The sequence below is a fragment of the Occultella gossypii genome (assembly GCF_019947135.1).
GTDB classification, from domain to species: Bacteria; Actinomycetota; Actinomycetes; order Actinomycetales; family Beutenbergiaceae; genus Occultella; species Occultella gossypii.
On sequence record NZ_JAGSHT010000012.1, the window covers coordinates 51,397 to 64,181 of the forward strand.

Sequence of the window (12,785 nt, forward strand, 5' to 3'; positions counted from 1 at the left end):
TGCTGCCGATCCTTGGCAGGATGCTGCCGGCGAGCAAGAATCGATGGATGCAGACCGGCGAAGCAGTCACGCTCGTACACGGCGAGGAGGAGTTGCTCGCTCGGACGAAGCACTTGTTCGAGACGGCGACGGACGTGGCATGCGCGGCGAACGACCTCGGCACCTGGACGATGAGGCAGGAGCCGCAGTGGCTGGACGCCGCGGCGCTGTCGCGGCGGGAGGACGTCCGGGTCCGCAAGATCTATCGGCCCGGGATGTTGCTCGACCCGGTGTCCGCGCAGCAGGTGGCCACGGCCCGCGACCGGCACGGTGCTCAGATCCGCATCACCACCGAGGACATCAACGAGACGATCATCTTCGACCGGCGCCTCGCGGTCCTCGCCGGCGACGTCAGGGCCGGGCGGCGCAGCTACAGCGTGATCACCCAGCCCGAGGTGGTGCAGGGCGTCACGTCGCTGTTCGAGGCTGCCTGGAGGTCCGCCACGGAGCTCGCGCGCTACGACGCCCGGATCGCCGAGGTACGCGAACTCGCTCCACGGGTGCTGGACCTTCTCGCGCAGGGGGCCAAGGACGAGTCCGCGGCCAGGATCCTCGGGCTCGGCGTGCGGACCTACCGGCGCCGGGTGGCCGAACTCATGGACGCCCTTGGTGCCGAGTCCCGGTTCCAGGCCGGCGTGCGGGCACGGGAACTGGGTCTGGTCTGAACGACCGATGAGAAACGCCGAGGACGTGAGTCCATAGGCTCTGAGTCGGCGCCGTGCCGCACTCCCCCGACGATCCAAGGAGTTCCACATGTCCTTCCAGGCCTACCTCGACACCATCGAGGACAAGACCGGGCACACCCCGCGCGAACTACTCGCGATCGCCGAGGCGAAGGGCATCACCGCGGACTCCAAGGCCGGTGACGTCGTCACCTGGCTGGCCGACGACTACGGCCTGGGCCGCGGGCACTCGATGGCGCTGTGGCACGTGATCAAGAACGGCCCGCAGATCAGCAGCAAGCACGTCGGCACCACCGGGACCCATCGGGACGCGTCCGACACGCTCTGGTTGGACGGGAAGGCGACCCGGCCCACACCTGCCTAGATGTACCGGGCCGTGCCCGGCCGCGGTGGCCTACTCCCGCGGATCCAGCAACGACTGAGCGGCCTCGCGGTGCTCGGGTAGTCCGGTGGTCAGGGCGAACAGGCCGTACCCGACGGGACCGAACGCGTGCAGTTCCGTGCACTGGGCGGCGAGGGCAGGCCAGGTTCGTCCGCCCGCCTCACGGTAGGCGTCGAGGGTGAGGTCGAAGATCTCCGGCGGTGCCGTCATCTGTTGCAGCATCAGGTCGCGCGCCGGGTCGCCGACGCCACCGGTGGTCCAGTCCAGCACGCCGGTGATCCGCTCGTCGGGATCCAGCAGCACGTGTGCCTGGTACAGCTCACCATGGCTGAACACCGTCCACCTGGGCCACAGCGATTCGTCGTCGAGCCAGGCTTCCCACCGGCTGCGTAGCTCCGGGGCGATGACGAACTGTGCGGCCACCCGCTCGTACTCGGCCCGGCGCTCGGCCCGGACGTCCTCCGGGCCGGGTGCCTCGAGCCCAGCCGCCCGAACCTCGGAGGCGGGGATCGCGTGCAGCGCGGCCAGCAGACGTCCGATCTCGACGGCGTAGACCGCCGACGCCACGTCCATGTGCCACACCGGCCGGCCGGCGTCGTCGAGGGTGAGGCCGGGCGAGCCCGGCAGCTGCGGGTAGGCGATCAGGTCCTCGCCCGCGATCCGCCAGTCCGGCACGGCGACGGGCAGATGCCGCCGCGCCACCTCCAGGACCGCGGACTCGCGGGCGATCGAAGCACCCATGTCGCCGCGGCGCGGGATCCGCAGAACCCAGGCGACGCCGTCGGGCGTGGTCGCGTAGGCGACCCGGAAGTCCAGGCCGGCCTCGTTGAGACGTACCGATCCGGGTTCGATCGTCAGTCCGTGGTGCGCGGCAAGCGCTGCGATGGACGCCGCGCTCGTGGGATCGTCGGCGGGCATCCGGCCACCCTGGCACACGCGGCGGCGTACTGGCGCCCTCGACGGAGGACTGAAGTACCTTGTGTACCCGCGGGCAACGCACGAGCGGCCGCCGCCCGCGGGCCGGTATCCATCCGGTCGATCCGCCCCGCTCCCGACCGGTAGGGACCCATGTCCGACGAAGCCCGCACCGAGGCCGCACCCGAGTCGACCGACGGAGCCGTGACCCGCTCCGAGCGTCTGGACAGGCTGCCGTTCACCCGCCTGCACGGGAAACTGCTCGGTGGTTCCGGCGTGGGCTGGGCCCTTGACGCCATGGACGTCGGGCTCATCTCCTTCATCCTGGCCGCGCTCGCGACGGAGTGGAACCTGAGCCAGGCGCAGGTCTCCTGGGTCGCGTCGATCGGGTTCGTCGGCATGGCGATCGGCGCGAGCGTCGGCGGTCTGCTCGCCGACCGGATCGGGCGCCGGCAGGTGTTCGCCCTGACCCTGCTCGTCTACGGCCTCGCCACCGGCGCGTCCGCGCTCGCCGGCGGCCTCGCCGCGCTGATCGTGCTGCGCTTCATCGTCGGGCTCGGTCTGGGCTCGGAGCTGCCGGTCGCGTCCACGCTGGTCAGCGAGTACGCCCCGAAGAAGATCCGCGGCCGGATCGTGGTGATCCTTGAGGCGTTCTGGGCGGTGGGCTGGATCGCGGCCGCGCTCATCGGGTACTTCGTGGTGCCGCTGGAGAACGGGTGGCGGTGGGCGTTCCTGATCGGGATGATCCCGGCCGCGTACGCGCTCGTGGTGCGCCGCGCCCTGCCCGAGTCGGTCCGGTTCCTCGAGCGCAAGGGCCGCACCGACGAGGCCGAGACGGCGGTGCGCCGGTTCGAGGAGGCCGCGGGCGTCGCACCGGTGCCCTCTCCGCCGGCGCAGCCCGAACCCGCCCCGCCGCACTGGCGGGAACTGTGGACCGCCCGGTTCCGCCGCCGCACCCTCGCGCTCTGGGTCGCCTGGTTCGGCGTGAACTTCGCCTACTACGGTGCGTTCATCTGGCTGCCGTCGCTGCTGGTGGCGCAGGGCTTCTCGTTGGTGAAGTCCTTCGAGTACACGCTGATCATCACCCTGGCGCAGATCCCCGGGTATGCCCTGGCCGCGTTCCTGATCGAGAAGTGGGGCCGGCGGGCCACTCTCGCCTCGTTCCTGGCCGGCTCGGCGGTCTCGGCAGTGCTGTTCGGCCAGGCGGAGACCGTCGCCGGGATCATCGCCGCCGGCATGGCGTTGTCCGCGTTCAACCTTGGCGCCTGGGGCGCCCTGTACGCGGTGACCCCCGAGGTCTACCCGACGGCGTTGCGCGGCACCGGCGCCGGCGCTGCGGCCGCCTTCGGCCGGATCGCGTCCATCGTGGCGCCGTTGTGCGTCCCGGTGCTGATCGCCACCGGCGGCTCGCCGCTCGCGTTCGGGGTGTTCGGGGCCGCGTTCGTGGTGGCGATGGTGGGTTCATTGTTCCTGCCGGACCTGACCGGGGTCGCACTCGAGGAGACCTGAGCGGGACGGGGCCTGCCCCACTGACTCCCGAAGAGCGTGCGCCAGTGACCCGTCCGGCGGATCAGCAGGTGGGTCGGAACCTGCAGGGCCGCGATCGTGACGAACGTCAGGGCCGTGTCCAGGCTCGGCACCAGTGCCACCGGCAGCGTGAGTGACATCCAGATCCGGAGGACGGCGTCCAGCATCACCGAGCCGCCCCAGACGACGGTGATCTGCCGCCAGGCCCGCCGGAACGCGGGGTCGGAGTCCCACAGCCGATCCATCAGTGCCGCCTTGCCGGGCAGCACCTCACGGGTCACCGTGAAGGTGATCGGCCTGGCCAGTGCGAGCGTCACGAACGTCCACAGGCTCAGCGGCGCGCTCACCCACGCGTTGCGGACGAGCAGCTGCCGCGGATCGTCGGTTGCCACGCCGACCACGAGACCGGCCACCATCGCGAGCAGGACGAGCACGCCGAGCGCGTCGACGGTGCGGGCCCTGACCAGGCTCACGACGGAACTCACGGCGGGTGGCACCATGCCGACGATCAATGCGGGCATCTCATCGACGCCGAGGGCGAGCAGTCCGTGGAAGAGCACGAGCGGCGCGGCCACGTCGAGCAGCAGGCGGGACGCGCGCCGCACTCGCTTCTTCAGGTTCTTCGTCATGCCTCCAGGCTCGCGCGCACGAGTTTCGCGCGCTGCGGCCGGACGGCTGGACCCGATGGGGCACCAGGAGGTCGATATACCTACTTCGGTAGGTAGTCGGGTGGGTCCGCTTCGAGCATGGTGCCGCTCAGCCTGCGACCCCGACGAGGCGGGCGATCGTGGGCCGCAGTCCGGTGGCGCCGCGCTCGGTGCGGTCACCGCGTGGCGCCAGCAAGCCGTGCTGATCAGCGTCATGGAGTTCGGCCAGGAGTTCGGCGGCGGCTGCGGGCAAGCCGGCTTGAACGAGTGCGGGGACCCAGTCGGCACGAGGGAGGGTGACCACCTCCAGCCTGCGCCCGAGCAGCTCGCCGAGTACCCCGGCAACGTCACGTTCGGTGTACTCGGGACCGATGACATCGATCGCCTCACTGATCGGTGGGGGCGAGAGCAATGCGCGAGCGGCGACACGGCCGACGTCGCTGGTCGCCACCATCGGGGTGGCCACCTCCGCGGAGTCCGCGAACACCGGGTACACCCCCTCGACGCGGGCCACGCCCACCAGGTCGCCGACCTTCTCCTGGAAGTGGCCCGAGCGGATCGCCGACAGGATGGCGCCGGTCTGCGTCAGGGCCTGCTCAAGCGCGTACAGACTCGCGATGGGACCCGTGCCCGACGCGAGGTCCGCACCCCCCGAGGACAACATCGCGACGTGCGGAACGCGGCTGGCGCGGACCGCCCAGGCGATCGAGGCGACGAGGGCCTGTGTATGCGCGTGGATGTCGTCGGCGGTCGGGTCGAAGGGCAGCAGGGCGAACAGGCCGGCAGACCCTTGGAGCGCTTCGGTGAGACTCCTGCGATCGCGCAGATCCACACGGACCGCATCCGCTCCGCGATTTCGCCAACCCTCAGCAGCTTCGGCACTGCGCACCAGGACGCGCACGGGCGCCCCGGCATCCAGCAGCGCGTTCGCGGCGGCGGAGCCCACCCTGCCGGTGGCTCCTGTGATGACAAACATGTGTGACTCCTTCGCGTGGGTGTGGGTGGGTGATCCGGTCCGCAGGCACGTCGTCAACTTCGGTGGCTGCCGGAGCAATCACGAAGCCGGCCTTCGCCGCCCGTTGTTCGCGGCCGGCGCCGAGGCGGCTTCGCGTTCTTCCGGTTCCCCTGCTGCGACCTCGTCCGAATCGTTCGTCGGCGCGGTGGTCTCGTACTGGGTCGAGATGAGGCGGAACTGCTGAGAGTGGAACGCCGCGAGAGCCAGGACCACGCAGACAAGACCGGCGATGACGAAGATCAGGGCGATACCCCGGGAGTCTCCGGTGCCCAGTAGCCACTCCCACTGCTGCTGACCTGCGTCGGTGCGCATGTACGGAATGACCCACAGCTCGGCCAGTGGCGCGACCAGTAGCGCCATGATCGGGGCGGACGCGGCCTCGAACGTCATCGCGAAGCCGAAGACGCGGCCTTGCTTCTCGAACGGCACCACCCGCTGGACCACGGTCTGCTCGGCGGCTTCGACGGCGGGGACCAACGCCAGGATCAGCCACCAGCCGGCCACGAACAACCAGCCCCATTCCCGGATCGTGCACAGTGCGCCGACCGTGCCGATGAGGGCCGCGGCCAGAAGCAACGTGCGGATCGGGTTCTTGCCGAGACCTCGTGCGGCGACGATGGCTCCGCCCACGATGAACCCGGTCGATGCGACAGCGAACCAGATGCCCCATGCCTGCACCCCGAACTGGTCGATGCCGTACGGGTCGGTGAGCGCCATGGCGACGCCGAGGAAGATGTTGTTGAGTGCGGTGAACAGCACGAGCGCCAGGAGGCCCGGTGCGTTGCGCACGGCGAGCCAGCCGCCGCGGACGTCCACCCACGTGACCGGCTGGTCGCCATGGATGATCTCGCGCTCGGGAATGTGCAGCGTCACGAGATGGAGCATGGTGAGCGCGAGTGCGGCGACGCCGATGACAAGGGTCCAGCCCATGCCGAGGAAGCCGACCGACAGACCGCTGAACACGCTGGTCACGAGCATCCCGATGCCCTGCACGGTGCCGACGAGCCCGTTCGCGTTGCCGTGCCGCTCGTCGGGCACCAGCAGGGTGACGGTGGTCGAGAGCGCGATGGTGCGCAGCTGCTCGACGACGGCGCCGGCGAGCATCACGAGCGCGAAGATCCAGAACCACGGCGATGCGAGGTCCACGATCCGCTCCGCGCCGACCGCGAAGAAGAACGCCGAGTCGAGCATGAGCACGGTCAGCGCGGCGACGGTTGCCCACACCATGATGGCCTTCTTGCGGAAGCGGTCGACGAGCGTTCCGAAGAGCATGCTGAAAGCCGAGACGAACAGCATGTACGCACCGCCGATCATGCCGGTGGCGATGACGTTGCGCGTCTCGGCATAGATCCAGAACATCAGTGCGAACCACAGGAAGCTCGTCGCGAGATTGGCGACCGCAGTGTTCACGAGGACGTGCAGGAAGACCCGGAAGCCGTTCGGCGGGACGGTTATCCCCTGGGACGCGGCGGGAGGGGGTGCTTCGCTGACCACGCCCGGTGGCCTCGGCGACTCACTCATGTGCGACTCGACCGTGCAGGGTGGGCCGGTAGATCAGTTCCTGGGTGTGGCCGTCGAGCGTCCGGGCCTCGATCAGCTCGAGGTCGAAGTCGGCTGCGCCCCGGAAGATCGGGTCCGTCCCGGTGTGACCGGTGATCACGGGAAAGACCGTCACCTGGACGCGGTCCACCAGGCCGGCCGCCATCAGCGTCCGGTTCAGCGACAGGCTGCCGTGCGAGCGCAGCGGCACCTCGGAGTCCTCCTTGAGACGGGCGACGATCTCGACGGCGTCACCGCTCGCGATGGTCGCGTCCGGCCAGTCGGCGGGTCCTTCGAGGGTGCTCGAGACCACCGTGGTCGGCAGGTACTTCATCCTGGTGTTGACCGGATCGCTCGCTTCGGACTCCTGGGTGATCGGGCCCAGGTATTCCAGGAACTGTCGGAAGGTGTTCGCCCCGAGGACCAGACGCGTGTCGTCACGGTACTGGGCGAGGCGACGGCTCAGGAACTCCGGGCCCTGTTTGCCCCAGTAGCCGCCCCAGTCGCCGTCGGCATTGTAGGAGCCGAAGCCGTCGAGGCTGCTGAAGACGTCGAAGGTGTACGTGGCGGTCATGATGATCTCCTTGGTGTCGGTCGACCTTGGTTGTCGTCACTGTTGGCGGTCGACGGGGGCGTTCTCTGGGGTGTCGGATCTCGACGGTTGCTACGAGCGCACGGAGGGAGAGCTCATAGCGGGGCGCGGTGCCGCTCGTAGAGCGCGAGCGCCCCGGCGACGGAAACGTTCAGCGACTCGACGCTGGGGCGCATCGCAACGGCGTAGCGATGCCGGGCCAGTGAGTCGAGCCCGGGCGATGCTCCGGTGCGCTCGCCGCCAAGCAGTAGGGCGACCCGGCCGGAGAAGGACGCGAGCTCGCTGAGTGGGGTGGTCCCGTCCGGGGCGAGACTGACGAGGGTGGCCGAGGCGTCACGCAGGAACCGGTGCATCTCGCCTCGGCACGCGAGCGCGACGGGGAGCGTGAAGACCAGGCCACGGCTCGAACGGATGAGCCTCCTGTCGAAGACGGAGGTGAGACCGCTCCCGATGAGCGCGATCCCGGCTCCCCCGAGTGCTGCCGCGGTGCGGGTGATCGCGCCGACGTTGCCCGTCAGGCGTACCCCGTCGAGGACGACGATGTCGCCGGCGCGCCGTGCGACATCGTCGAGCGTGTACGGGTGTGGATGCGTGGCGAGCGCGAAGACGCGGGTCCGCTTCTCGCCGGCGAACAGCTCGTCGGCGACGGCGCGTGCGAGTCGGTGGATCGGTATGCGGTCGGACCACGCAGCGGCCCGCACCTCGTCGCTCAGTGCCGGCGGGTCATTGGTGACGTAGATGCCGTTCAGCCGTATCCCGTTGCGCAACGCCTGCACGATGTTCTCCTCGTCGTCGATGAGGATCGTGTTCCGCGCACGAGCGCCGGCACGAAGCACGTCGCGAACTCGACGGGCACCGGAATCAGCGGAGCTCTCGATCACCGAGTCGACGGTGAGAGAGTCCGTCACGGGGCTGCTCAGGGAGATCACGCGCTCACGCTCCACCGTGACGTAGCGTCAAAGTCAAGGTTTCACGTCGCGGATCAGACCTCGTGGTACCCCCTCGCACCGACTCCCACTAACTCACCGGCTGCCCCAGCGCTTACCTGGGGCACGCTGAGCGGACTCGAACACCCGCCGGTCCAGGCGTGAACGCCCGGAGTTCGCAAGGCTCGCTCACGGGTGGCGCGAGAGTACCGCCTGACGATGCCACGCGTTCGCGCCGGCGATCGCCACATGCAGGTCACGCTGCCAGTCGGGATCGTTCGGGTCTGCTCCCTCGTCGAGGGTCTCCCGGTCGGTCGCGCGCCGGGCCGAATGTGCAACGGCGTGCAACCGGACGGCGTCCAGCTCGGCCTCCGAGAAGGGTGCGACCGAGCGGTACCCGGCCAGGAACGCGTCGAACAGACGCGGGCGTGGCGGCGCGCCCTCCTCCCCCCGGAGCTCCCTGGTCGCCAGCGCGACATCCTCGGCTGCCCACCCCGAGTGGGTCTCGTCGAGGTCGAACACGCTGACGCGATTGCCGTCGAAGCGCAGGTTGTCGAGCTCGAAATCACCGTGGACCGTCACCCGTCGGTGGGTGCGCGGGTCCAGGGCCGCCAGCCGTGCCTCGATATCCGTCAGAGCAACGGACAGCCCGGGCTCGGCGGTGTCGAGCGGGCGCCTCTCGGCGTCGACGGACGGAGCCACCTCATGGAAGCCGGCCAGGGCGGCGCCCCACCGGTGGGCCTGTTCGCGGGTCAGCGAGTCCGCGTCGAGGGACTCCCCGGCGGCCTCCTCGACGAGCATCGCGACCATCGGCCCGACCGGGGTGTCGACGGTCGGCGTCCGGGTTCCCGACGCCGTGGGGACGGGCGAGGACACGATCAGGTCCGCGCCGGCGGGGAACGCGGCCGCGAGACCTGCGCCCACGTGCAGTCGCACCGCCGCCGGCGATCCGGTCGGCGCGAACCGCAGGTAACGCCGCGGTGGGCCCGGCACGACGAACACGTGCGTTGCACTCGATCGCCACCATCTGGCCGCCCCGGGAGGCAGCGTCCACTCAGCGGCCGCGGCGTCCGCGACCGGGGAGCGCCAGTCCTCGTCGACGGAAGCCTGCACGGCCCGGATCTCGCTCAGTCGCAGCATCGCGCCGATGGTGGCACGGGGGCTCACCAGGTGTCGACACCTTTCGCGCGGTCGTCATCGATACGGCGCCGGCTCGCCGCTCAGGCGGGCGCTCCGTAGACCTGGACCTCCCCGATCTGCATCAGGTACCCGTCCGCGGCTGGCTGCGCGAGCTTCAGTTCGGTGCCCACGACCCGCAGGTAGGCCGCCGTGGTCGGCGTCTCGAGGGTGACGGTGCGCGGTTCGGCGGTGACCGCGACGTCATCGACCACCTCGGCGATCACGGTCCAGGTGACGCCGTCCGTGGACGTCTCGATCCGGTAGTCGGTGGGGAACCCGCGGCCGGCGTTCGCCTGGTCGGTGGCGGAGTTGCGTGGGTGGATCACGACCTGTTCGACGGCGTACGGCCCGCCGAGGTAGACCGCCACCCATTCGGAGTCGGTGGGCGAGGTGTTCGTGCCGACCTGCGAGGTCCACCCGTTCGTGGTGGCGGTGGGACCGAACTGACCGTCGTTCACGAAGGTGCTGGCCCAGCCCCACTGTGCGGCCTCCGTGGAGCTGGAGACCCCCACGGGGCGCGCCAGCGCCAGGTCCTTGCCGTCATACCAGGGGGTCTCCGCGACGGTGTCGTCGAACGCCTCGGGGCCGGGCAGCGAACCATCGTCGGAGTAGACCTCGATCTCGGCGAGCTCGAGCGCGGCCGCGCCGGTCCGAGTGCTGTGGGCGTCGACGACCACCCGCACATACTGTGCCCGCACCGACCGGAACGTGATGCTCGGCACCGGCACGGACGCCGTCGGCGGTTCGAGGTCCGCCTCGGCCACCGCCCGCCACTGAAGCCCATCGGTGGAGACCTGGATGGTCACCGCCTCCGGGAACGCCTGGCCGTAGCCGAACACTCCCCCGGCCGGGTACAGGTCCACGCGGTTGAACCGGCGCTCCGCGCGTAGGTCCAGCGTGACCGTGCTGGGGTCGCCCTCGACGATCTCGGTGGCGCGCCAGCCCTGGCTGCTCGGGGTCGAGAAGCGCTCACCGTCGGTGAGCTTGTCCATGTACCAGCCGTTGGCGCCCTCGGACGAGGCTGCGATCACATCCGCGTTCGCGGCCAGATTCAGCGGCACGGCTGGGCCCGGAGCCACGTAGCGGAGGTCATCCGGCAGCGCGAGCAGCATGGCGTCACCCGCGGCGAGGTCGAGGTCGAACCTGCCGTTCCTCGCGAACAGCGGCTGTGGCGACCCGTCCTCCCGGCTGATGACCTCCAGGTCGCGGACCCCACCGCGTAGCCGCAGCTCGACCTGCTGCTCGCTGGTGAAGTCGTTGTTCACGACCATGAGGTACTGGCGCCCGGTCTCGGAGTCCACCAGGCGGGAGACGATCACGTTGTCGTCGTCGGCGAAACGAGCGATGAACCCGTCCGGGATCGCGGGCTGCCCGAACAGGTCCGGCCCGTGCAGGTAGACCTCCGCGGCGTCCAGGTCCATCAGGGTGGGACCGAGGGCGTGCACCTCGGCGTTCAGCTCGCTGACCGGCTGGTACAGATCTGTGGGCGTCCCGTCCGGCGCGATGATCGCGTCGGTGAACGTCTCCGGCCGCCCGGTGGGGGTGAACCACGTGAAGTAGGACAGCTGCGTGTATCCGTAGGCGAGCGCCGCGTTCACCTCGTACCTGATCTCCGCGGGGTTCGTGCGCCGGAATCCGGCCGGGTTGCCGTTCGCGTCGACCCGGCCGATGGACTGGATGTACAGACCGGTGGGCACGTCGTTCTCGAGTCCCTCGACGCGCATCGCGTCCATGTTGTCCAGCATGGACGCGTAGTCCAACGAGTCCGCGGCGTCGCCGAACGGGTACCGGTCGTACATCAGGTAGGCGAGCTCATCGGTGCGCGCCAGCTCGGCGAAGTCGTCGACCTGGCTCTGGTAGGTGGCGCGATCCGGGTAGGCGAACATCGGCAGGAAGTTCAGGTAGGGGTAGAGCCAGTCCGCCTCGTCCTTGACCGCCTGGTGCACGCGGCCGTACGCGTTCGCGTTGTACGGCTCGTCCCGTAGGTAGAAGCCACCCACGCCCGGCACGTTCTCGTACTCGGCGACGATGTCGCGGATCTCCTGATCCGTCAGGGACAGGGACTCGTTGAGCCGGGGGTCCGAGACCCCCACGAGCATGCCGCGCTCGGCGGCCAGGGTGGCCATCTCCATGTTGATGGCCCGGCCCTGCAGGTCGGTGGAGTCGACGTTCTGGACGTAGTCGATGCCGGCGTCGGCGAGGTAGTCGTACTGCTCCGCCGTCGTGTACTGCGCGGTCGGCGGCCAGAATGCCGAGATCATGAACTCGGCATCGGTGTCGACCCGTTCGGCGATGACCGTGACCGGGATGGTCACGGGCGCACCGCCGTCGACGGTCGCGGAGATCGTGGTGGAACCGAGGGCCACCGCCGTGACCAGCCCGGCGGCGTCGACGCCTGCCACGGACGGATCGGCCGAGGTCCACGTGAAGGCGCTCGGGTCGGTGGGAACGCCGTTGCGGCTGGGAGTCAGCTGGTCGGTATCGCCCGGGAGCAGTTCGAGGGCGGGCTTGTCGAGCTCGACGAGCACCCCCGAACTGGTGCCGTACACCGCGAACTCGGCCAGCTGGACCAGGTAGCCGTCACGGCCGGTGGGCTCGGCGCGGCGGGTCGCGAGGGCTCTGACGTAGCGGGCCTCAGCGGCGTCGATCTCGAGGACCTGTGCATCGGTGACCGCGGTGTTCCCGGTGCTGGTGGCGACGGTGGTCCAGGTGCTCGCGTCGTCGGAGACCTGCACCTGGTAGTCCACCGGGAAGTTCTGACCGTCGTTGGCCGCGTCCATCCGCGGCCACAGGGCCACGCTGTCGATGGTGCTCGGCGCGAGGAGGTCCAGCTGCACCCACGCCGGCGTGGTCGCCGTTGCCGTGTTGCCGATCGGGTTCGTGGTCCAGCCGTACGGCAGGGTGGCGGTGCCGATCCGGCCATCGTTGACGAAGGACGTGGCCCAGCCCTCGTTCGACATCTCGTACGAGGACGAGGACGTGGCGCGCTTGCCCTCGGCGAGATTCACGAGGCCGTCCGGAAGGTTCGGGTCCACGTCGAAGATGTCGATGTCCGCGGCGTGTGCCGGCTGGGGCGCGACGGCGAGACCGAACGTCAGGACCGCACCGAGGACGACGACCAGGCCACGCCGGGTCCGGGTGTGGGATGCCATGGGGCAGAACCTCCGAGTAGGCACGTCGATGTGCTGAGGCATGACCTTATCTGAATCGACTCAACGTCGGTCAAGGGGCCTGCGCCGCGTCTCGTCCTTCGCCGGCCGCTCCGACGGGTGGGCCCAGGCGTCCGAGGCCTTGACCCCCGTGCCCGGTCTGCACCACTGTGTGCCACACCAGAGATCTGT

10 protein-coding genes and 1 pseudogene are annotated in these 12,785 nt (G+C 69.8%); 3 read left to right on the forward strand and 8 right to left on the reverse strand.

What is annotated here, in order from left to right; all coding sequences use genetic code 11:
- Positions 1-47: 47 nt before the first annotated feature.
- Positions 48-704, forward strand: coding sequence for a helix-turn-helix domain-containing protein (locus KCQ71_RS12050; RefSeq protein ID WP_223406171.1), 657 nt, complete (start codon positions 48-50; stop codon positions 702-704).
- A gap of 88 nt (positions 705-792) precedes the next feature.
- The gene (locus KCQ71_RS12055) at positions 793-1,086 is read left to right on the forward strand and encodes a DUF4287 domain-containing protein (RefSeq protein ID WP_223406173.1); all 294 of its coding nucleotides are present in this window, start codon (positions 793-795) and stop codon (positions 1,084-1,086) included.
- Positions 1,087-1,116: 30 nt separating this feature from the next.
- Here the strand turns inward: KCQ71_RS12055 and KCQ71_RS12060 are convergent, their stop codons facing one another.
- Complete coding sequence (locus KCQ71_RS12060) at positions 1,117-2,022, reverse strand: macrolide 2'-phosphotransferase (protein WP_223406175.1); 906 nt, start codon at positions 2,020-2,022, stop codon at positions 1,117-1,119.
- A gap of 150 nt (positions 2,023-2,172) precedes the next feature.
- On the opposite strand from KCQ71_RS12060, the gene KCQ71_RS12065 reads away from it, so the two are divergent.
- Positions 2,173-3,528, forward strand: a complete 1,356-nt coding sequence (locus KCQ71_RS12065) for an MFS transporter (RefSeq protein WP_223406177.1) — start codon at positions 2,173-2,175, stop codon at positions 3,526-3,528.
- Between the two features lie 89 nt (positions 3,529-3,617).
- Here the strand turns inward: KCQ71_RS12065 and KCQ71_RS27300 are convergent.
- The 7 genes and pseudogenes from KCQ71_RS27300 to KCQ71_RS12095 form a co-directional block, all read right to left on the reverse strand.
- Positions 3,618-4,409, reverse strand: a pseudogene (locus KCQ71_RS27300) (VC0807 family protein); the annotation flags it as partial.
- Positions 4,303-5,169 (reverse strand): NmrA family NAD(P)-binding protein, encoded by an 867-nt coding sequence (locus tag KCQ71_RS12070; RefSeq protein ID WP_223406178.1) that lies wholly within the window; start codon positions 5,167-5,169, stop codon positions 4,303-4,305. The pseudogene KCQ71_RS27300 and the gene KCQ71_RS12070, both read right to left, overlap by 107 nt.
- 78 nt (positions 5,170-5,247) lie before the next feature.
- Positions 5,248-6,729 carry an MFS transporter gene (locus KCQ71_RS12075; RefSeq protein WP_223406180.1) on the reverse strand — a complete coding sequence of 494 codons (1,482 nt, stop codon included), beginning with the start codon at positions 6,727-6,729 and terminating at the stop codon, positions 5,248-5,250.
- A complete protein-coding gene (locus KCQ71_RS12080) occupies positions 6,722-7,321 on the reverse strand; it encodes a dihydrofolate reductase family protein (RefSeq protein WP_223406181.1) in 600 nt (199 codons plus the stop codon). Before KCQ71_RS12080 ends, KCQ71_RS12075 begins: the two co-directional genes overlap by 8 nt.
- A gap of 113 nt (positions 7,322-7,434) precedes the next feature.
- Positions 7,435-8,268: a TrmH family RNA methyltransferase gene (locus KCQ71_RS12085; protein ID WP_223406183.1), complete on the reverse strand. Its 834-nt coding sequence runs from the start codon at positions 8,266-8,268 to the stop codon at positions 7,435-7,437.
- 186 nt (positions 8,269-8,454) lie between these two features.
- Positions 8,455-9,432 carry a phosphotransferase enzyme family protein gene (locus KCQ71_RS12090; protein ID WP_223406184.1) on the reverse strand — a complete coding sequence of 326 codons (978 nt, stop codon included), beginning with the start codon at positions 9,430-9,432 and terminating at the stop codon, positions 8,455-8,457.
- A gap of 53 nt (positions 9,433-9,485) precedes the next feature.
- Positions 9,486-12,596, reverse strand: coding sequence for a discoidin domain-containing protein (locus tag KCQ71_RS12095; protein ID WP_223406186.1), 3,111 nt, complete (start codon positions 12,594-12,596; stop codon positions 9,486-9,488).
- Positions 12,597-12,785 lie beyond the last annotated feature (189 nt).

Bases quoted from the DNA above. Each gene is read 5' to 3' on its own strand.
- KCQ71_RS12050 (WP_223406171.1), top strand. From the start codon at position 48: ATGCAGACCGGCGAAGCAGTCACGCTCGTACACGGCGAGGAGGAGTTG.
- KCQ71_RS12055 (WP_223406173.1), top strand. From the start codon at position 793: ATGTCCTTCCAGGCCTACCTCGACACCATCGAGGACAAGACCGGGCAC.
- KCQ71_RS12060 (WP_223406175.1), bottom strand. From the start codon at position 2,022: ATGCCCGCCGACGATCCCACGAGCGCGGCGTCCATCGCAGCGCTTGCC.
- KCQ71_RS12065 (WP_223406177.1), top strand. From the start codon at position 2,173: ATGTCCGACGAAGCCCGCACCGAGGCCGCACCCGAGTCGACCGACGGA.
- KCQ71_RS12070 (WP_223406178.1), bottom strand. From the start codon at position 5,169: ATGTTTGTCATCACAGGAGCCACCGGCAGGGTGGGCTCCGCCGCCGCG.
- KCQ71_RS12075 (WP_223406180.1), bottom strand. From the start codon at position 6,729: ATGAGTGAGTCGCCGAGGCCACCGGGCGTGGTCAGCGAAGCACCCCCT.
- KCQ71_RS12080 (WP_223406181.1), bottom strand. From the start codon at position 7,321: ATGACCGCCACGTACACCTTCGACGTCTTCAGCAGCCTCGACGGCTTC.
- KCQ71_RS12095 (WP_223406186.1), bottom strand. From the start codon at position 12,596: ATGGCATCCCACACCCGGACCCGGCGTGGCCTGGTCGTCGTCCTCGGT.